The organism is Falsirhodobacter sp. 20TX0035 (assembly GCF_028307215.1).
In the GTDB taxonomy this organism is placed as follows: domain Bacteria; phylum Pseudomonadota; class Alphaproteobacteria; order Rhodobacterales; family Rhodobacteraceae; genus Falsirhodobacter.
Genome location: NZ_JAQMHV010000003.1, coordinates 104,956 through 124,900 on the forward strand (window position 1 = coordinate 104,956; position 19,945 = coordinate 124,900).

A 19,945-nucleotide genomic window follows, 5' to 3' on the forward strand; every position below is an offset into this window, starting at 1 on the left:
AGTCCACCATGCCCGTCCCCAACAGCATCCAGGCGCTGGCCGAGGATATGAAGGCCTGGCGCCGCTATCTTCACGCGAATCCCGAACTGGATCTGGAATGCTTCGGCACCGCGGCCTTCATCGCCGACCGTCTGGCCGCCTTCGGCGTGGACGAGGTGCATGAAGGGTTCGCCCGCACCGGGATCGTCGCGATCATCCGCGGCGGCGCGCCAGGCCCCACCATCGGCCTGCGCGCCGACATGGACGCCCTGCCGATCGAGGAGGCGACGGGCGTGGACCACGCCTCGGTCGTGGAGGGCAAGATGCACGCCTGCGGGCATGACGGGCATGTAGCGATGCTGCTGGGCGCGGCCCGGCATCTGGCCGAAACCCGCAACTTTGCCGGCCGCGTCGCCCTGATCTTCCAGCCGGGGGAGGAAGGCGTCGGCGGCGCCCGCATGATGGTCGAGGAAGGGCTGATGCAGCGCTTCGGGATCGAGAAGGTCTTTGCCATGCACAACTGGCCCAACCGCGAACAGGGCAAGTTCTTCGTGCGTCCCGGACCGATCATGGCCTCGGTCGACACGGCGACGGTGATGTTGCGGGGGGTCGGCGGGCACGGGGCGATGCCGCACACCACGGTGGACCCGGTGATCGCCATGGCATCGCTGGTGCAGGCGTTGCAGACGGTGGTGGCCCGCAACGTGCCGGCGCTGGAACAGGTGGTGGTGTCCGTCACCCAGATCCACACGGGCAGCGCGTCCAACATCATCCCGTCTGAGGCGTGGATGACCGCGACGATCCGCGCCTTCACGCCCGAAATGCGCAAGCTGGCCGAGGAGCGCATCCGCGCCATCGTCGCCGGTCAGGCCGCCAGCTTCGGGGTCGAGGCGGTGCTGGACTACGACCTCGGCTATCCGCCCACGATCAACGACGCCGCCGAGGCGGCCTTCGCCGCCCGCGTCGCGGCCGAGATCGCGCCCGTGGACGCCGACACCACAAGCGAGATGGGGGCGGAGGATTTCGCCTACATGCTGAACGCCCGGCCGGGCGCCTACCTGTTCCTGGGCGCGGGGCCGGGGGCGGGCCTGCACAACGCCGGCTATGATTTCAACGACGACATCGCGCCCGTGGGGGCCGCGTTCTTCGTGCGGGCCGTGGAAATGGCCCAGCCGCTGAATATGACAACGTCGTGATTTCTTCATTCGACTTTGAAACGGCGCTGTCATAATTTGCGTCACCGCGGCCGGTGGCCGCTACCTGGGAGGGATCTGTCTTGCGTATTGCTGTTCTTGGTGGTGACGGTTTCGTGGGCTGGCCCACCTCGCTGCACCTGTCGAACCTTGGCCACGAGGTTCACATCGTGGACAACCTGTCCCGCCGCTGGATCGACACCGAGCTGGGCGTCCAGTCGCTGACACCGATGGATTCGATCCAGGAACGCTGCCGCATCTGGCATCAGGAAACGGGCAACCGCATCCAGTTCCACCTGCTGAACCTTGCCACCGAATACGACCGGCTGAAGGGCTGGCTGCTGGACGTGAAGCCCGACGCCGTGATCCACTTCGCCGAACAGCGGGCCGCGCCCTATTCGATGAAGACGGACCGCCACAAGGTCTACACCGTCAACAACAACGTCAACGCCACGCACAACCTTCTGGCTGCGCTGGTAGAAACGGGGATCGACGCACACCTGATCCACCTCGGGACCATGGGCGTCTACGGCTACTCCTCGGTCGGGGCGCCGATCCCCGAAGGTTATCTGGACGTGGAGATCGACACGCCGACGGGCAAGAAGGGTCAGCAGATCCTGTATCCCACGAAGCCCGGTTCGGTCTATCACATGACCAAATCCTTGGATCAGATCCTGTTCCAGTTCTACGCCCAGAACGACGGGCTGCGGATCACCGACCTGCATCAGGGCATCGTCTGGGGCACCCACACCGACCAGACGCGCCGCCACGAACAGCTGATCAACCGCTTCGACTATGACGGCGATTACGGCACGGTGCTGAACCGTTTCCTGATCCAGGCCGCCATCGGCTATCCGCTGACGGTGCACGGCACGGGCGGGCAGACGCGCGCCTTCATCCACGTTCAAGACTCGGTCCGTTGCGTGGAACTGGCGCTGGGCGATGCCCCGAAGGCCGGCGAGCGGGTGAAGATCTTCAACCAGATGACTGAAACGCACCGTGTCCGCGATCTGGCCGAACTCGTGGCGAAACTGACCGGTGCCAAGGTCGCGAACCTGCCCAACCCGCGGAAAGAGGCGCCGGAGAACGACCTGATCGTGAACAACGAACAGTTCCTGTCGCTGGGCCTGAAGCCGATCACGCTGGCCGAGGGCCTTCTGGCCGAGGTGGTGGACGTGGCGAAGAAGTACGCCCACCGCATCGACCGCAGCCGGGTGCCCGCTGTGTCCGCCTGGACCAAGGACATCGCCCGCGTGGTGGAGCATGACCCCGAGGGCAAGCGCCTCCGCTCCGTTTCCTGAATGGACGGGCTTCATCCCGACCGGCCCGCGTCCTCGACGCGGGCCTTTGTCACGCTCGTCACCAACGCGGATTACGCGCTGGGGGCGAAGGCGCTGATCCATTCGCTTCGTGCGACGGGAACGACGGCGGACGTGGTGGTGCTGCACACCGACGTGGCCGAGGTGGCGGGTCTGGACGCAAGGCAGGTGCGCTGCGACCTGCTGCCCACGTCCGACGCGTTCAACATGGCCCATGCGCGCGACGCGCTGCACGCGCGCGCCGCCTTCACCAAGGGCGGCAAGCCGCCGTTCCACACGCCTCTGGACAACTTCGCCAAGCTGCGGCTGTGGCAGCTGGATTATGAACGGGTGGTGTTTCTGGACGCCGACACGCTGGTGCTGCGCAACGTGGACAAGCTGTTCGACTATCCCGAGTTCTGCGCCGCGCCCAACGTCTATGAAAGCGTGGCCGACTTCCACCGCATGAATTCCGGCGTGTTCACGGCCCGCCCGTCGGCCGCGACCTTTGCCGACATGCTGGCCCGGCTGGACGTGCCGGGCGCCTTCTGGCGGCGAACGGACCAGACGTTCTTGGAAGCGTATTTCCCCGACTGGCACGGGCTTCCGGTCTTCTGCAACATGCTGCAATACGTCTGGTTCGCCATGCCGGAGTTGTGGAGCTGGGACGACATCCGCATCCTGCACTTCCAGTATGAAAAGCCGTGGCAGGACCATGACAAGGCCGACAAGCTGCGCCCGCTGATCGATCTGTGGAAGGCCCATGCGCGGGGTGAGGTGCCGGACCTGTCCACGATGCCCGCACCATGAGGGTGGCCGTCACCGGCGCGTCCGGTCTGGTCGGACGGTTCGTGGTGCAGGGGCTGCGTGCGGCGGGGCAGCATGTCATCATCCTTGGCACCGGCGGCGTGCCCTGGCGGTTGGGAGAGGCGGCCGAGGTAGAGGCCGACGTGCTGGTCCATTGCGCCTTCGCCCATGTGCCCGGCCGCTACCGGGGTGGCGAGGGGGATGATCCGGACGGGTTCCGGCGGGCGAACCTCGACGGCTCCGTCCGGCTGCTGCGGGGGTTTCCGGGGCGGACGATCTTTCTGTCCACCCGCGCCGTCTATGGCGACCATCCCCCCGGCACCCGGCTGACCGAGGATCTGGAGCTGCGCCCCGACACCCTCTACGGCGAGGTGAAGGCCGCGGCCGAGGCGGAGGCCACGGTCAGCCTGCGCGCCACGGGCGTCTACGGCCCGGGGCCGGACCACAAGTGGCAGGGGATGTTTTCGGATTTCCTGGCCGGCCGACCCGTCGCGCCCCGCGTCGCGACCGAGGTGCATGGCGCGGATCTGGCGTCGGCGGTCATGGCCGTGCTTCTGCGGGGGCAGGGTGCGTTCAACGTGTCGGATCTGCTGCTGGACCGGCGGGACCTGCTGGCCGAGGTCGCGATCCAAACGGGCTGCGTTCACCCGTTGCCGGAGCGGGCGGATCGCCATGCCGTCAACGTGATGGATTGCGAAAGAATACGGGCGCTTGGTTGGGCGCCGGGCGGATGGGGAAGGCTGATCGCCAGCCTTCCCGCCTTGATTCAAAGCGTGCCGTCCAGATAGCGACGGATTACGGCGACGCTGCCTTCGGCCCAGACCGCGCGCAGCAGTTCGTCGAAACGGGCGGCCACGGCGGCATTCTCGCCCAGATCGCCATAGACTTCGCGCATCGCAAGCCAGGCGGCCGGATTGGTCTTCGCCTCGGCCGCGACCAGCGTCAGCTTTTCCCAATTCGGGTCGTTCGGCGCGATCTCGGTCCCGTTCTCGCTGGTGCCGAAGCAATAGCGGCACCACAGCGCCGACAGCAGGATCAGGCCGGTCGCGTCGTTGCCCTTGGCCACCACATCGCGGATCGACGGCACGATGAACTTCGGCTGACGGTTCGACCCGTCCAGGCACAGCCGGCGCACCGTGTCCGCCACCGAGGGGTTGGAGCAGCGGTCGAGGATCAGCTGCTTGTAGGCGTTCAGATCCGTGTCCGGCACCGGCGGCACGATCGGCAGGATCTCCGTCGTTTCGACCTTGTCGAGGAAGGCGCGGATCTGGTCGTCCTCCATCGCCTCGTGCACGAAGTGGATGTCCTTCAGCCCGCCGGGATAGGCGATGATCGCGTGGCCGCCGTTCAGGATGCGGATCTTCATCGTTTCATACGCGTCGACCGCGTCGGTGAAGGTCACGCCCACCTTTTCCAGCTGCGGACGGCCGGCGGGGAAGTTGTCCTCCACCACCCACTGGCGGAACGGCTCGCAGGTGACGGGGGCCGCATCCTCGATCCCCAGATCGCGGACCATCTTCAACTCGCGCGGGCCGGTGGCGGGGGTGATGCGGTCAACCATGGAGTTCGGGAAGGCGACGTTGGCCTTGATCCACTGGGCCAGATCTGCGTCGAACAGCTGGCACAAGCCCACCACGGCGTCGCGCGTGACGCGGCCGTTGTGCGGGACGTTGTCGCAGCACATCACGGTGAAGGGTTGGACGCCCGCCGCGCGGCGCGCCTTCAGCGCCGCGATGATCGCGCCGAAGGCGGTTTCGGGCGTATCGGGATGGGCGGCGTCGCGCTGGATCGCGGGATGTTCGGGGCTGAAGGTGTTGGTCTTGGGGTCAATGAAATACCCGCCCTCGGTCACCGTCAGGGACACGATGCGGATCGCGGGATCCGCCATGGCCGCGATCAGCGGCGCGTTGGTCGGATCCACCGGCACGAAGCCCGGCATCGCGCCGATCACGCGGCTGTTGGTCTGGCTCGGATCCAGCTCCGTGACCGAGGACAGGTAGTCCTGTTCGGCCAGCAGAAGGCGCATCTTCTCATCCCCCTCGCGCACGCCGGCGCCAAGGATGGCCCAGTCGTGGTCCAGCCCCATGCCGAACAGGTCGTCCAGATAGACGGCCATGTGCGCGCGGTGGAAGTTGCCGGTCCCGATGTGCACGATCCCCGGGGCCAGGGCGCTGCGGTCATAGGCCGGAACCTTGATGTCCGCGGGCAGGGAGGAAAGGTTGGCTTCGTTCAGTTTCATGTCGGATCATCCGGTGGCGCCGAGGGCGTTCTGCAAAGGTGCCCGGCCGGCGCAGGGGCCGACCGGGAGGGGGGCCGCTTACAGCGCGTGGCCCTGCTGGTCGAAGCGGTGCATCTGGCTGCGGTCCGGGGTCAGCCACACGGTGTCGCCGTGATGGACCCCCACCTCGCCGCCCGCGCGGACGTTGATCAGGCCGTGTTGCGTTTCCACATGCAGGAACGTGTCGGAGCCGAGGTGTTCGGACACTGTGACCCGGCCCTGCCAGTCGCCCGTCGGACCGACAGCGATGTGCTCGGGGCGGACGCCGATCTCGAACGCGTTGTACTTCGCGGCCTCGGCCCCGCCGATGAAGTTCATCTTCGGGCTGCCGATGAAGCCCGCGACGAAGCGGTTCTTCGGGCTGCGGTACAGCTCCAGCGGCGAGCCCACCTGCTCGATCCGGCCGGCCTGCAGCACCACGATCTTGTCGGCCATGGTCATCGCTTCCACCTGATCGTGGGTGACGTAGATCATGGTCGTCTTCAGCGTGTTGTGCAGCTCCGAAATCTCAAGCCGCATGTTCACGCGCAGGGCGGCGTCGAGGTTCGAGAGCGGTTCGTCGAACAGGAACGCCTTGGGGCTGCGCACGATGGCGCGGCCGATGGCGACGCGCTGGCGCTGGCCGCCCGACAGCTGCCCCGGACGGCGGTCGATGTAGGACGACAGGTTCAGCACCTTCGCCGCGTGGTCGACCTTGGCGTCGATCTCGGCCTTGCTCATCTTCGCCATCTTCAGGGGGAAGGCGATGTTCTTGCGGACCGACATGTGCGGATAGAGCGCATAGCTTTGGAACACCATGGCAAGGCCGCGCTGCGCGGGGCGTTCGTCCGTGGCGTTGCGCCCGTCGATGTTGATGGTGCCGCCCGACACGTCCTCCAGCCCCGCGATCAGGCGCAGGAGGGTGGACTTGCCGCAGCCCGATGGCCCCACGAAGACGACGAATTCACCATCGTTGATCTGCAGGTCCAGCGGCGGAATGACCTCGGCGTCGCCAAAGCGTTTCGTGACGCCCTTGAGTTCGATCTGACCCATGTTCTTTTCCTTATTTCACGGCGCCGAAGGTCAGGCCGCGCACCAGCTGCTTCTGGCTGAACCAGCCAAGGATCAGGATCGGTGCGATGGCCATCGTGGATGCGGCAGAGAGTTTCGCGTAGAACAGCCCCTCGGGCGAGGAATAGCTGGCGATGAACGTGGACAGGGGCGCCGCGTTCGAGGTGGTGAGGTTCAGCGTCCAGAACGCCTCGTTCCACGCCAGGATGATGTTCAGCAGAAGGGTGGAGGCGATGCCCGGCACCGCCATCGGCGTCAGGACATACAGGATCTCTTTCCCCAGCGAGGCGCCGTCCATGCGGGCGGCCTCCAGGATCTCGCCCGGGATCTCCTTGAAGTAGGTGTAGAGCATCCAGACCACGATCGGCAGGTTCATCAGCATCAGCACGATGATCAGGCCGGTGCGGCTGTCCAGAAGGCCCCAGTCGCGGAAGATCAGGTAGATCGGGATCAGCACGCCCACGGCCGGCATCATCTTGGTGGACAGCATCCACATCAGGATGTCCTTGGTGCGCTTGCCCGGCACGAAGGCCATCGACCACGCCGCCGGGATCGCCACGATCAGCGCCAGCACGGTGGAGCCGAGCGAGATGATGACCGAGTTCATGAAGTGGCGGAAGTAGTCCGACCGTTCCTGCACGGTGATGTAGTTGTCCAGCGTCCAAGTGAAGTTCAGGAACTTCGGCGGGATCGCGATGGCGTCGGCCTCGGTCTTGAACGAGGTCAGGATCGTCCACAGGATCGGGAAGAAGATCGCCAGGGCGATGATCCAGGCGATCACCGTGACGACGATCTTGCGTTGCGTTGTGCTTGCGCGCGCCATCTTACGCCTCCAGGTTCTTGCCGATCATCCGCATCAGGAAGATCGCGACGATGTTGGCGAGGATGACGGCGACGATGCCGCCGGCAGAGCCGAGGCCCACGTCGTATTGCAGCAGCGACTGCGAATAGACGAGGTAGGTGAGGTTCGTCGACGCGTTGCCCGGACCGCCGTTCGTGGTCACCAGGATCTCGGCGAAGATGGACAGCAGGAAGATGGTCTGGATCAGGATCACCACCGTCGCCGCGCGCGACAGGTGCGGCAGCATGATGTGGAAGAAGCGGCTGAAGGGACCGGCGCCGTCCATCTCGGCCGCTTCCAGCTGTTCGCTGTCCAAGGATTGCAGGGCGGTCAGCAGGATCAGGGTCGCGAAGGGCAGCCATTGCCACGCCACGATCAGGATGATCGACAAAAGCGGCGCCTGCGACAGGAAGTCATAAGGCGGCACGCCGAACACGTTCGCGAGCCAGCCGAAGATGCCGTTCACGGGGTTCATGAACATGTTCTTCCAGACCAGCGCCGAAACGGTGGGCATGACGAAGAACGGCGCGATCACCAGAACGCGCACGATGCCCTGTCCGAACATCGGCTGGTCCAGCAGCAGCGCCAGAAGAATGCCGCCGACCGTGGTGATCAGCAAAACGCCCCCCACCAGCAGCAGCGTGTTGATCAGCGCCGGCCAGAAGTTGGGGTCGGTGAAGAAGAACTGGTAGTTTTCGAACCCTGCAAAGGCATGGTCACCGGGAATAAGCAGATTGTAGCGCAGGAACGAGAAATAGATCGTCATCCCGAGGGGCACGATCATCCAGAGAAAGAGGACGATCACGGCAGGAGAGATCATCAGGCGTCCGGCGGCGCGAGAGGCTTGCGTGGCCATGCGGGCGGGTCCTTTTGTTGCGAATGGGGTGTGGCGGAACCCGCCACACCCCGTGTCATGTGCCTGAAGGCAGGCTTATTTCGGGTAGCCCGCGCGCTGCATCTCGCGCTGCGTCAGCGTCTGGGCAGCCGTCAGCGCCTGATCGGCGGTGGAGGTGCCGGCCAGCGCGGCCGAGAAGACCTGACCCACGGCCGTGCCGATCGCCTGGAATTCCGGGATCGAGATCCACTGGCCGCCCGTGTAGGGAACCTCCTGCACCGAGGGGTGCTGGGTGTTGGCGTTCTCGATCGCGGTCAGCGTGGGCTGGGCGAAGGGGGCCTTCAGATATTCCTCGTTCGCGTAGAGCGAGGTGCGCGTGCCGGGAGGGGCATTGGCGATCCCATCCTCTTCGGCCACGAGGTTCGTGTATTCCTTGGAGGTCGCCCAAGCGACAAAGGCCTTGGACGCTTCCTGCTTGGTCGACGAGGCCGGGATGGCAAGGTTCCAGGACCACAGCCAGTTGCCGTGGTTGTCCACGCCGTCCTTGTGGGGGAAGGGAGCAAAGGCCACGTTGTCGGCCACGGTGGATTCCTCGGGGTTCGACACGAAGGAGGCCGCGACCGTCGCGTCCATCCACATGCCGCACTTGCCCGTCTGGAACAGCGCGAGGTTCTCGTTGAACCCGTTCGACGACGCGCCGGGCGGGCCGTACTTCGTCATTAGGTTCAGGTAGGTGTCCAGCGTCTCTTTCCACTCGGGGCTGTCGAACTGGGGCTTCCATTCCATGTCGAACCAGCGCGCGCCCATGGAGTGGGACATGGCGGTCAGGAAGGCCATGTTCTCGCCCCAGCCGGCCTTGCCGCGCAGGCAGATGCCGTAGACGCCGGCGTCCTTGTCCGTCATCTTCTCGGCGGCTTCGGTGATGAAGTCCCAGGTCGGATCCTCGGGCATCGTCAGACCGGCCTTTTCCAGCAGGTCCGACCGGTACATCAGCATGGCCGATTCCGCATAGAAGGGCGCGGCGTACAGCTTGTCATCCACGGTCAGCGCCTGCGCCACCGGCGCCAGGAAGTCGGCCGCATCATAGTCGGCGCCCATGTCGTCCAGCGGCAGCAGCCAGCCCTGCTTGGCCCAGATCGGAACCTCGTAGTTGCCGATGGTCAGCACGTCGTACTGGCCGCCCTTGGTCGCGATGTCGGTCGTCACGCGCTGGCGAAGGACGTTCTCCTCCAGCGTGACCCAGTTCACCTCGATGTCGGGGTGCTTTTCGTTGAACTGGGCCATCAGGCCCTGCATGCGGATCATGTCGCCGTTGTTCACGGTGGCGACGGTGATCGTTTCGGCGGCCAGGGGCGCGCCGAAGGCGGCAAGGCAGCAAGCGCCCATCAGCCCGCGAATGGTCGTGGTCATCGTAGATCCTCCCCCTTCATATGAGCATATGCCCATTGCAGCGCCAGATGTTCACGACGTGCGGGCCATGGTCAAGACAATAGTGCTACAGATACCGCTAACAGCCAACTTGCAATTTTAGGCGGTTTTTCGCTAAGTGCCGATTATTTGATCTGACTGTCGAGAAGGGCAAGGGCGGTCGGTTCATCCGTGACAAGGCCGTTCATCAGGCGGCCGGTCAGAGCCGCCCTCAGCGCCGTGATCTTGGCCGGTCCGGCCCCCACGACGACCGTCAGCCCCGGCGCCCCCGCCTCGATCCGCAGCGAGGTGAGGCGGTCGTTCAGCGGCGTGTCGATGTAGCGGCCCCCGGCGTCGAAGGCGTGGCCCGTCAGCTCTCCCACCGCGCCGCGGCGCTCCAGATCGGCCAGGTCGGTCGCCGTGATGAAGCCTTCGGTCAGAAGCGGCGCCTTCGGCCCCATCTGGCCCAAGCCCACCAGCCGCAGGTCAGCCCGCTGCGCCAGATCCCGCACCGCGCGCACGGCCTGAAGGTTCCACAGCGCCGCCCGCTCCTCGGCCGAGCCCACGAAGACCGGGGCGGGCATCGGGTAATGCGGCGCGCCGATCCGGCCCGCCAGCGTCATGATGACCGCAAACTGGCTGGCCGACCCGTCATCGGCCACGTTGCCGATCAGGGACACCAGCCGCTGGTCCGGCCGCGCAAGGGTCTCCACCTCGGACGCCATGGCGGTCAGGGTGCGCCCGATGCCCAGCGCGACCACCTTCGTTTCGGGCCGCGCCAGCAGCCCGTCGAACAGGGCGGCCCCCACCGGGGCCAGCGCCCGCACCACGTTGTCGCCCAGGGACGGGGCGACGCGCACCTCCTCCAGCTCGAACCGGTCGCGCAGGCGGGCTTCAAGGTCTAGGCACACGGCCAGCGGGTGTTCCAGCCGCACGCGGACCAGCCCTTCCTGCATGGCGCGGCTGACCAGCCGCTGCGCCCGCTGCCGCGAGATGCCCATGCGTTGCGCGATCTGATCCTGCGTGAGCCCGCCCGCGTAATAAAGCCAGCCCGCACGCGCGGCCGCGTCCAGGGGATCGGGCACGCTCATCGCGGGCCCCCGTCATGTGCCATCATCATCATCATCTCCTCCTCCGGTCCGGGTTATGGCGGATGCGGGAAGGGCGGAAAAGCGGTTTCGGCAATATGGCCATTCCCGCCGGATCGTGGCAGCTTCACCCAAACCGCAAAGGATGCAATCGATGTCAGCCCCCCGAATGCCCGTGTTTGACGGCCACAATGACTTCCTGCTGCGCCTGCAGCGCGCGCCCCAGCGGCGCGAGGAGATCTGGCTGCACGGCGAGGGGCTGGGCCATCTGGACCTGCCGCGGATGAAGCGCGGCGGCTTTGCGGGCGGGATGTTCGCCATCTATGTCCCTTCGCCGCAGCTGGACGGGCCGGTGGACCGGGGGATGGACAACCCGCCCTATGACGTGCCGCTGCCTGCGATGCTAGACCAGACGATGGCGCTGGCCTACGCCACCTCCATGGCGGGGCATCTGATGTGGATGGAGCGTGCCTCGGCCGGGGCGCTGCGGATCGTGCGGACGGCCACCGGGATCGAGGAGGCGATGCGCGACGGGGCGATCGCCGCCGTCATGCACATGGAAGGGGCGGAGGCGATCGGCACCGACCTTGACGCGCTCCACGCGTTCCACGCCATGGGCCTGCGCTCCCTTGGCCCGGTGTGGAGCCGGCCGACCGCCTTCGGCCACGGCGTGCCGTTCCGCTTCCCCTCGGGGCCCGACACGGGGGACGGGCTGACGGATGCGGGCAAGCGGCTGATCCGCGAATGCAACGCACTGAAGATCATGGCCGACCTGTCGCACCTGAACGAAAAGGGCTTCGACGACGTGGCCGCGATCACGGACGCGCCGCTGGTCGCCACGCATTCCAACGCGCACGCCGTCACGCCGTCCGCCCGCAACCTGACGGACCGGCAGCTGGCCGTGATCCGCGAGACGCAAGGGATGGTGGGTCTGAACTTCGCCACCTGCTTCCTGCGCGACGACGGTCGCCGCGCGCCCGAGATCGGGTGGGAGCCGGTCCTGCGCCACATGGACCACCTGATCGCCACATTGGGAGAGGATCATGTGGGCTTCGGGTCGGACTTCGACGGGGCTACGGTGCCCGAAGGCATCGGCGACGTCACGGGGCTGCCCGCGCTTCTGGGCGCGCTGCGGGCGCATGGCTATGACGACACGCTGCTGGAAAAACTGGCATGGCGGAACTGGATCGGGGTCTTGCGCCGCACATGGGGGGAATGATCGCCGCAGGCGCTTGACCGGCGGCGACGGGCGGTCACATGGTCGGTGGCAACGATCACGAGAGCCATTGTGACCCAATCCCTCAAGACCGAGATCCTTCGCCATCTGACGTTCACCATCGGCAAGGACGCGGCGAACGCCACGACCTACGACTGGCGCATGGCCCTGTCCCACGCCATGCGCGACCGGATCATGGAGCCGTGGTTCGACGCCACCCGCCGCACCTGGGCCGAAGACCGCAAGCGCGTCTACTACCTGTCCATGGAGTTCCTGATCGGGCGCCTGCTGGAGGACGCGACGATCAACCTTGGCCTGCACGAGGAGGCCGAGGCCGCCATGACTGCGCTGGGCCAGGACTTCCACGCCGTGGTGGAGGACGAGCCCGACGCCGCCCTTGGCAACGGCGGTCTGGGCCGTCTGGCCGCCTGCTTCATGGAATCCATGGCGACGCTGGGCTGCCCCGCCTACGGCTATGGCATCCGCTACGAACACGGGCTGTTCCGGCAAAGCTTCCGCGACGGCCAGCAGGTCGAACAGCCCGAAAACTGGCTGGACCACCCCCACCCATGGGAATTCCCGCGCCCCGAGGCGCGCTATGTCATCCCGTTCAAGGGGCAGGTGGAGGTCCGGAACGGCCGCTCCGTCTGGACCCCGTCCGAAACCGTGCTGGCTGAGGCGCATGACACGCCGGTGATCGGCTGGCAGGGGCGCTGGGCCAACACCCTGCGCCTGTGGTCGGCCCGGCCCACGGGGGACTTCAACCTCGAACGGTTCAACAAGGGCGACTACGCCGCGGCGGCGGAGCCGGAAACGCTGGCCCGCACGTTGTCGCGCGTGCTTTATCCCGACGACACCACCTATCAGGGCAAGGAACTGCGCCTGAAGCAGGAGTTCTTCCTGACCTCCGCCGCGCTGCAGGACATCCTGCGCCGCTTCCTTCAGGGCCATTCGGACCTGCGCGCGCTGCCCAAGCACGTCGCGATCCAGATGAACGACACACATCCCGCCATCGCAGGTCCCGAACTGATCCGCCTTCTGGTGGACGATCACGGGATGGAGTTCCGGGAGGCGATGCAGGTCGCGCAGCAGGTGCTGGGCTACACCAACCACACCCTTCTGCCCGAGGCGCTGGAGCGGTGGGCGACCTACACCTTCGGCAACGTGCTGCCCCGCCACATGCAGATCGTCGAACAGATCGACGGCTGGCACCTGGAGGAGCATCGCGCCCGCCCGCATTACGTGGGCATCGTGAAGCACGCCGAGGTGCGGATGGGCGAACTGGCCTTCATCGCCTCGCACAAGGTGAACGGGGTATCGGCGCTGCACACGGAACTGATCAGGAAGAACCTGTTCCCCGAACTGAACGCCCTGCATCCCGACCGCATCGTGAACCAGACCAACGGCGTCACGCCGCGCCGCTGGCTGAAGATGTGCAACCCCGCGCTGTCGGGTCTGATCACCGACACCATCGGGTCGGGCTGGGAAGCGGATCTGGACCGCCTGAGGGGGCTGGAGCCGCATGTGGAGGACGCCGCCTTCCGGCAGGCCTTCGGCACGGCCAAGCGCGACAACAAGGTGAAGCTGGCGGCCTGGCTGGAACGGACCTGCGGCGTGGACGTCGATCCCGACGCGCTGTTCGACGTGCAGGTGAAGCGCCTGCATGAATACAAGCGCCAGCTTCTAAACATCCTGGAAACCGTAGCCCGCTGGAAGGCGATCCACGACAATCCGAACGCGGGCTGGGTGCCGCGGGTCAAGATCTTCGGCGGCAAGTCCGCCCCCGGCTATGCCGTTGCGAAGGAGATCATCCACCTGATCAATGACGTGGCCACCGTCCTGAACGACGATCCGGTGACGCGCGATCTGCTGAAGGTGGTATATCCGCCGAACTACAACGTGTCCATGGCCGAACGGCTGGTGCCGGCGGCGGACCTGTCCGAACAGATCTCCACCGCCGGGAAGGAAGCGTCGGGCACGGGCAACATGAAGTTCATGATCAACGGCGCGCCCACCATCGGCACGCTGGACGGCGCCAATGTGGAGATTTTGAAAGAAGTTGGAGACGAAAACTTCTTCCTCTTCGGACTGACCGCCGAGGAGGTGGTGAAGCGCCGCGAGGACCCGGACCACGCCCGCCACGCCATCGAATCCAGCCAAGCCCTGCAGGATGTTCTGCAAATGATCGCGGAAGGGCGCTTCTCTCCGGACCAGACGGATCGGTACCACCAGCTGGTCCATCGCATTTGGCACCATGATTATTTTCTGGTCGCCTCGGACTTCGACTCCTACATTCAGACGCAGGGGAAGGTCGATGCGGCCTTCGCCGACCGCGACCGCTGGCTCCGGATGGCCGCGCTGAACACCGCCCGCTCGGGCTTCTTCAGTTCGGACCGGACGATCCGGGGGTACATGACCGACATCTGGGACATCGATCCCGCGATCTGAAGGACGGGCTTTGAGCAACGAGATCCCGGTCATCGACGTGAATGACGCCATCGCCCTGTGCGAAGGGCGTCATGGCAATCCCTTTGCCTTTCTGGGCCCGCATGGCGGCCGCGTCACGGTGTGGCAGCCGGGGGCCGAGCGTGTCTGGCTGGAACCGGGGACCGAGGCGCGTCCCGTGGAAGGCTTCCCCGGGCTGTTCGTGGGCGAAAGCCCCGTACGCGATTACCGCATCCGGGCACAGGGCTTCGGATCGGAATGGGTGCAGGACGATCCCTACCGCTTCGGCCCGGTTCTGGGAGAGATCGACGAATACCTTCTGGGCGAAGGCACGCACCGCAAGCTGTGGGATGCACTGGGCGCGCATCTCATGGTGCATGAAGGTGTGGCCGGCACGCATTTCGCGGTCTGGGCCCCTAACGCGCAACGTGTGTCGGTGGTGGGCGACTTCAACCACTGGGACGGCCGGTGCCACCCGATGCGCCTGCGCGGCGCCACCGGCGTGTGGGAGATCTTCCTGCCCGGCGTGACCGAGGGCACGTCCTACAAGTACGAGATCCGGACCGGCTGGGGCCATGTCCAGACGCAGAAGGCCGACCCCGTCGGCTTTGGCGCCGAACATCCGCCGCGCACCGCTTCGGTCGTGCGGGACCTGTCGCGGTCGAACTGGACCGACGACACCTGGATGACCACGCGGTATCAGGCGCAGAACGTCGACGCCCCCATCTCCGTCTACGAGGTGCATCTGGGCAGCTGGCGCCGCGCGCCCGGCAACCGGATGCTGTCCTATGCCGAGCTGGCGGAGCAGCTGATCGACTATGTCGAATGGATGGGCTTCACGCATATCGAGCTGATGCCCGTGTCCGAATACCCCTTCGACGGAAGCTGGGGCTATCAGCCCGTGGGCCTGTTCGCACCCACGATCCGCCACGGCACCCCCGATGAATTCCGCGCCATGATCGACGCGGCGCACCGCCGCGGCATCGGCGTCCTGCTGGACTGGGTGCCCGGGCACTTCCCCAGCGACCCGCACGGGCTGGGCCAGTTCGACGGCACGCCGCTTTATGAACATGGCGATCCGCGCGAAGGGTTCCACCACGACTGGAACACGCTGATCTACAACTACGGCCGGCGCGAGGTGATGAACTACCTGACCGCCAACGCACTGTACTGGCTGGAGGAGTACCATCTGGACGGGTTGCGGGTGGATGCCGTGGCCTCCATGCTCTACCGCGACTATTCCCGCCCGGCGGGGGAATGGGTTCCGAACCACTTGGGCGGGCGCGAGAATTTCGAGGCGATCGCCATGCTGCGCGACATGAACAGCGCAGCCTATGGCGCCAACCCCGGCATCATGACGGTGGCGGAGGAGTCGACCTCCTATCCCGGCGTGTCGCGGCCGGTGGACCATGGCGGCCTTGGCTTCGGGTTCAAGTGGAACATGGGCTGGATGAACGACACCCTGTCCTACATCCAGAAGGACCCGATCTTCCGGAAATACGACCACCACAAGATGACCTTCGGCCTGCACTACGCATGGTCCGAGAATTTCATCCTGCCGATCAGCCATGACGAGGTGGTGCACGGCAAGGGCAGCATGATCGAGAAGATGCCGGGGGACGGCGACCAGAAGTTCGCCAACCTGCGCGCCTATTACGCCTTCATGTGGGCGCATCCGGGCAAGAAGCTGCTGTTCATGGGCTGCGAATTCGCGCAGGGGCGCGAATGGACGCATGAACAAAGCCTCGACTGGCATCAGGCCGACCTGCCGCCGCATCGCGGCGTGCAGCTTCTGGTGCGCGATCTGAACGCCCTGTACCGCGGCACGCCCGCGCTGCACCGCAACGACACCCGGCCGGACGGCTTCCGCTGGCTGGAGGCGAACGATCCCGACGCGTCGGTCTTCGCCTGGACGCGCCTTGGCGCGCCGGGGGAGCCGATGATGGTCTTTGTCGTCAACTTCACGCCCGTCGACCGCGACTACCGCGTGGGCTTCCCCGCCGCCGGCCGGTGGGAGGAGGTGCTGAATACCGACTCCTCGGCCTATGGGGGGCAGGACCGCGGGAACTTCGGCGGCATCACGACCGAGCCGGAAGCGTGGCACGGGCAGGGACAGTCGGCCCGGCTTCGTCTGGCGCCCCTGACCGCCGTCATGTTCCGGCAGGCATAGAATTGAAAGAGGGAGGGGAGAGGCGGATGGCAAAGGCGATACGGGTTCTTTCGGTGGTGTCGGAATGCGTACCGCTTCTGAAGACTGGCGGATTGGCGGATGTGGCGGGGGCCTTGCCCCGCGCGATGGCGGTGAAGGGCGTCGCGATGCGGGTGCTCATGCCCGCCTATCGCAAGCAGCGCTGGCGGCTGGACGGCATGGACGTCCTGCTGCACGAGGAGGACCTGTTCGGCGGTCCGGGCACCGTCTATGGCGGCGTGATCGGCGGGATCGACTTCCTGCTGCTGGACGCGCCCCATCTTTATGACCGTGAAGGCGGCCCCTATGCCGGCCCGTGGGGAGAGTGGGAGGACAATCCCCAGCGGTTCGCCGCGTTGTCCTGGATCGCCGCCCGCATCGCCCGCAAGGGCCTGTCCGACGGATGGCGCCCGCAGATCCTGCATTGCCACGACTGGCAGGCGGGCTTCGCGCCGGCCTATCTGGAATGGGGCGGGCCGCGGGACGTGAAGTCCATCATCACCATCCACAACATCGCCTTCCAGGGCTGGGCCAAGGCCGAGCTTCTGACCGAACTGCGCCTGCCGCCCGAAGAATTCCACATCCATTCGCTGGAATACTACAACGGCTTGTCCAGCCTGAAGGCCGGACTGGTCACGGCGGACCGCATCACCACCGTGTCGCCCAACTATGCGATCGAACTGATGCGCCCGGAATTCGGCATGGGCCTTCAGGGCGTGCTGGCCGAACGGGCCGACATCGTCAGCGGCATCCTGAACGGCGTGGACACCACCGTCTGGGCGCCCGAGGCGGAGGAGCGCCCCTACAGCTTCGACAACCTGCGCGGCAAGATCGAGAACCGCGCCACCCTTTGCGCCGCCTTCGATCTGGAGGTGCCGGGCCCGCTGGTGATCGTGGTCAGCCGCATGACGGACCAGAAGGGCATCGACCTTCTGCCCGAGGTCCTGCCCGAGTTCATCGAGGCGGGGGGCGGTGTCGCCATCCTCGGATCAGGCGATCCGGCGCTGGAAAGCGCCATGCGGGAACTGGAGTTGCGCTATCCCGACCGGGTGGGCGTGCGCGTCGGCTATGACGAGGGGCTGAGCCACCTGATGTTTTCGGGCGGGGACGCGGTTCTGGTGCCGTCGCGGTTCGAACCCTGCGGGCTGACGCAGATGTACGGGCTGCGCTACGGCACGCTGCCAGTGGTGGCGCATGTGGGCGGTCTGGCCGACAGCGTCATCAACGTGAACCCCGCGTCCATGATCGCGGGGGTGGCGACGGGCTTCACCTTCTCTCCCACCACGGCGGACGCGCTGTCGGGCGCGCTGCGCCGCCTTGTCCGCCTGTGGCACGAGCCGGAGGCCTGGGCCCAGGTGCAGCGCAACGCGATGCGGCATCCGGTCGGCTGGGAAGCCTCGGCCGAGGAATATGTGGAGCTGTACGCGGAACTGGTCCGGTGAACCTTGGCGCGACGCTGACCGCCCATGGCGTGCGCTTTGCCGTGCATTCGGCGCATGCGGAGGCCATGGACCTGTGCCTGTTCGACCCCGAGGTCGTGGTGCCGATGGAACGGCAGGGCGACGTCTGGGTGGTGGAGGTGGCGGGCCTTGGCGCCGGCACCGAATACCTGTTCCGCGCCCATGGGCCCTGGCAGCCGGATCAGGGGCACTGGTTCAACCCCGACCGCCTGCTGCTGGACCCCTACGCGCAGGAATGGACGGGGCCGCTGCGCTGGAACGCGCGCCTTCAGCCCGACGCCCCGGCGGCGGAGGCCGATCTTCCGCGCTGCGTCGTGACGTCGCCCCGGCCGCCGCTGTCGCGCGGGCCCCAAACCCCTTGGGACCGCACCGTTGTCTACGAGGCGCATGTGCGTGGCCTGTCCATGCAGCACGGCAAGATCCCCGAGGCGTTTCGCGGGACCTTCCTTGGCATCGCCTCAAAGCCCGTCATCAAGCATCTGTGCCGCTTGGGCGTGACGGCGGTGGAACTGCTGCCCGTTCAGGCCTTCATCGACGACCGTTTCACGCTGGAACGCGGGCTGTCGAACTATTGGGGCTACCAGCCGATCGGATATTTCCTGCCCGATCCCCGCTATGGCACGCTGGCCGAATTCCGGCACATGGTGCGCAGCCTGCACAAGGCCGGGATCGAGGTGATCCTCGACATCGTGTTCAACCACACGGGCGAGGCGGACGAGGCGGGGCCGGCGGTCATGTATCGCGGGCTCGACAATGCCAGCTATTACCGGATGGACGGCGGCGCCTATCGGAACGAGGCCGGGACGGGCAACACGCTGGACCTGACGCAGCCCGTGGTGCAGCGGCTGGTCATGGACGCGCTGCGCTTCTGGGCCGATCAGGGCGTGGACGGCTTCCGCTTCGATCTGGCGGTGACGCTGGGAAGGGGCCCGGACGGGTTCGATCCGCGGGCGGCCATCTTCGACATGATCCGCCAGGACCCCGTCCTGCGCGACCTGAAGCTGATCGCCGAACCCTGGGACGTGGCCGACTACCGCCTTGGCCAGTTCCCGCCGCCCTTTGCCGAATGGAACGACCGATTCCGCGACGACGTCCGCCGTTTCTGGCGGGGGGAGAAGGTGGCCGGGGCCGTGGCTTCGCGCCTCACCGGCTCGGCCGAGGTGTTCGACCATGGCCGGCGTCCGGCGTGGTCCTCGGTCAACTATGTCACGGCGCATGACGGGTTCACGCTGACGGATCTGGTCAGCTATGCCGAACGCCACAACGACGCCAATGGCGAAGGCGGGCGCGACGGGGCGGGCGACAACCTTTCGGACAACATGGGCACCGAGGGGCCCGATCCCGCGCTGGACGCCGCCCGCGCCCTGCGCCGCCGCAACCTTCTGGCCACGCTGATGCTGTCGCAGGGCACCCCCATGATCCTTGCGGGGGACGAGATGGGGAACAGCCAGAACGGCAACAACAACACCTATGCTCAGAACAACCCGACCGGTTGGACCGACTGGCGCCGCGATCCGCTGACGGACTTCGTGGCCCGCCTGTCCGCCCTGCGTCACGGGACGGACCTGCTGCGCCAGCCTCGCTTCCTGCATGACGACGTCGTGGCTTGGTATCTTCCCGACGGGAGGGAGGCCGCGCCCGGCGACTGGGACGCGATGACGACCCTGTGCATGGAGTTGCAGGGCGAGGACGAGGCCGTCTTCGTCGTGCTGAACCCCGGTCCGGCCGTGGCCCTGACGCTGCCCCCCGGCTGCGACTGGCAACTGGTGCTGGACACCACGCAACCTGCTTCCGATCCGCCGGAATGGGGGGTTGATGCCCCGGCCCATTCCGTGCTGGTCTTCCGCCACATCGACTAGG

General features: G+C 66.4%; 15 protein-coding genes. 9 read left to right on the forward strand and 6 right to left on the reverse strand.

The genetic code is table 11. The features are described from left to right. The first annotated feature begins 8 nt into the window (after window positions 1–8). The 4 genes from PIJ50_RS05880 (at window position 9) to PIJ50_RS05895 (ending at window position 4,065) form a co-directional block, all read left to right on the forward strand. Complete coding sequence (locus PIJ50_RS05880; RefSeq protein ID WP_271973555.1) at window positions 9–1,175, forward strand: M20 aminoacylase family protein; 1,167 nt, start codon at window positions 9–11, stop codon at window positions 1,173–1,175. 80 nt (window positions 1,176–1,255) lie between these two features. Further along, window positions 1,256–2,473, forward strand: a complete 1,218-nt coding sequence (locus tag PIJ50_RS05885) for an NAD-dependent epimerase/dehydratase family protein (protein ID WP_271973557.1) — start codon at window positions 1,256–1,258, stop codon at window positions 2,471–2,473. Continuing rightward, the gene (locus tag PIJ50_RS05890) at window positions 2,474–3,280 is read left to right on the forward strand and encodes a glycosyltransferase (protein ID WP_271973559.1); all 807 of its coding nucleotides are present in this window, start codon (window positions 2,474–2,476) and stop codon (window positions 3,278–3,280) included. Then, the gene (locus tag PIJ50_RS05895; protein ID WP_271973560.1) at window positions 3,277–4,065 is read left to right on the forward strand and encodes an NAD-dependent epimerase/dehydratase family protein; all 789 of its coding nucleotides are present in this window, start codon (window positions 3,277–3,279) and stop codon (window positions 4,063–4,065) included. The genes PIJ50_RS05890 and PIJ50_RS05895 overlap by 4 nt, the downstream gene beginning before the upstream one ends. Here PIJ50_RS05895 and PIJ50_RS05900 read toward each other — a convergent pair. From PIJ50_RS05900 to PIJ50_RS05925, 6 genes are all read right to left on the reverse strand, one after another. Then, window positions 4,044–5,516, reverse strand: a complete 1,473-nt coding sequence (locus PIJ50_RS05900; protein ID WP_271973561.1) for a mannitol dehydrogenase family protein — start codon at window positions 5,514–5,516, stop codon at window positions 4,044–4,046. The genes PIJ50_RS05895 and PIJ50_RS05900 overlap by 22 nt on opposite strands. A gap of 78 nt (window positions 5,517–5,594) precedes the next feature. Further along, entirely contained in the window at window positions 5,595–6,587 is a 993-nt protein-coding gene (locus tag PIJ50_RS05905) for an ABC transporter ATP-binding protein (RefSeq protein WP_271973563.1), read from the reverse strand. 10 nt (window positions 6,588–6,597) lie between these two features. Then, complete coding sequence (locus PIJ50_RS05910; protein WP_271973565.1) at window positions 6,598–7,428, reverse strand: carbohydrate ABC transporter permease; 831 nt, start codon at window positions 7,426–7,428, stop codon at window positions 6,598–6,600. A 1-nt stretch (window position 7,429) separates the two neighbouring features. Continuing rightward, window positions 7,430–8,302 carry a carbohydrate ABC transporter permease gene (locus PIJ50_RS05915; RefSeq protein ID WP_271973567.1) on the reverse strand — a complete coding sequence of 291 codons (873 nt, stop codon included), beginning with the start codon at window positions 8,300–8,302 and terminating at the stop codon, window positions 7,430–7,432. 75 nt (window positions 8,303–8,377) lie between these two features. Beyond that, window positions 8,378–9,691 carry an ABC transporter substrate-binding protein gene (locus tag PIJ50_RS05920; protein ID WP_271973569.1) on the reverse strand — a complete coding sequence of 438 codons (1,314 nt, stop codon included), beginning with the start codon at window positions 9,689–9,691 and terminating at the stop codon, window positions 8,378–8,380. 143 nt (window positions 9,692–9,834) lie between these two features. After that, window positions 9,835–10,779: a sugar-binding transcriptional regulator gene (locus tag PIJ50_RS05925; RefSeq protein WP_271973570.1), complete on the reverse strand. Its 945-nt coding sequence runs from the start codon at window positions 10,777–10,779 to the stop codon at window positions 9,835–9,837. Window positions 10,780–10,930: 151 nt separating this feature from the next. Here PIJ50_RS05925 and PIJ50_RS05930 point away from each other — a divergent pair, with 151 nt between their 5' ends. The 5 genes from PIJ50_RS05930 (at window position 10,931) to glgX (ending at window position 19,944) form a co-directional block, all read left to right on the forward strand. Continuing rightward, window positions 10,931–11,995, forward strand: coding sequence for a dipeptidase (locus PIJ50_RS05930; protein ID WP_271973571.1), 1,065 nt, complete (start codon window positions 10,931–10,933; stop codon window positions 11,993–11,995). A gap of 69 nt (window positions 11,996–12,064) precedes the next feature. Then, window positions 12,065–14,440, forward strand: a complete 2,376-nt coding sequence (locus tag PIJ50_RS05935; protein WP_271973572.1) for a glycogen/starch/alpha-glucan phosphorylase — start codon at window positions 12,065–12,067, stop codon at window positions 14,438–14,440. Between the two features lie 10 nt (window positions 14,441–14,450). Beyond that, complete coding sequence (gene glgB, locus PIJ50_RS05940) at window positions 14,451–16,607, forward strand: 1,4-alpha-glucan branching protein GlgB (protein ID WP_271973574.1); 2,157 nt, start codon at window positions 14,451–14,453, stop codon at window positions 16,605–16,607. A gap of 26 nt (window positions 16,608–16,633) precedes the next feature. Continuing rightward, the gene (gene glgA, locus PIJ50_RS05945; protein ID WP_271973576.1) at window positions 16,634–18,067 is read left to right on the forward strand and encodes a glycogen synthase GlgA; all 1,434 of its coding nucleotides are present in this window, start codon (window positions 16,634–16,636) and stop codon (window positions 18,065–18,067) included. Further along, on the forward strand, window positions 18,064–19,944 hold the full coding sequence (glgX, locus tag PIJ50_RS05950; RefSeq protein WP_271973577.1) for a glycogen debranching protein GlgX: 1,881 nt from the start codon (window positions 18,064–18,066) through the stop codon (window positions 19,942–19,944). The genes glgA and glgX overlap by 4 nt, the downstream gene beginning before the upstream one ends. Window position 19,945 lies beyond the last annotated feature (1 nt).

Bases quoted from the DNA above. Each gene is read 5' to 3' on its own strand.
- PIJ50_RS05880 (WP_271973555.1), top strand. From the start codon at position 9: ATGCCCGTCCCCAACAGCATCCAGGCGCTGGCCGAGGATATGAAGGCC.
- PIJ50_RS05890 (WP_271973559.1), top strand. From the start codon at position 2,474: ATGGACGGGCTTCATCCCGACCGGCCCGCGTCCTCGACGCGGGCCTTT.
- PIJ50_RS05895 (WP_271973560.1), top strand. From the start codon at position 3,277: ATGAGGGTGGCCGTCACCGGCGCGTCCGGTCTGGTCGGACGGTTCGTG.
- PIJ50_RS05900 (WP_271973561.1), bottom strand. From the start codon at position 5,516: ATGAAACTGAACGAAGCCAACCTTTCCTCCCTGCCCGCGGACATCAAG.
- PIJ50_RS05905 (WP_271973563.1), bottom strand. From the start codon at position 6,587: ATGGGTCAGATCGAACTCAAGGGCGTCACGAAACGCTTTGGCGACGCC.
- PIJ50_RS05910 (WP_271973565.1), bottom strand. From the start codon at position 7,428: ATGGCGCGCGCAAGCACAACGCAACGCAAGATCGTCGTCACGGTGATC.
- PIJ50_RS05915 (WP_271973567.1), bottom strand. From the start codon at position 8,302: ATGGCCACGCAAGCCTCTCGCGCCGCCGGACGCCTGATGATCTCTCCT.
- PIJ50_RS05920 (WP_271973569.1), bottom strand. From the start codon at position 9,691: ATGACCACGACCATTCGCGGGCTGATGGGCGCTTGCTGCCTTGCCGCC.
- PIJ50_RS05925 (WP_271973570.1), bottom strand. From the start codon at position 10,779: ATGAGCGTGCCCGATCCCCTGGACGCGGCCGCGCGTGCGGGCTGGCTT.
- PIJ50_RS05930 (WP_271973571.1), top strand. From the start codon at position 10,931: ATGTCAGCCCCCCGAATGCCCGTGTTTGACGGCCACAATGACTTCCTG.
- glgA (WP_271973576.1), top strand. From the start codon at position 16,634: ATGGCAAAGGCGATACGGGTTCTTTCGGTGGTGTCGGAATGCGTACCG.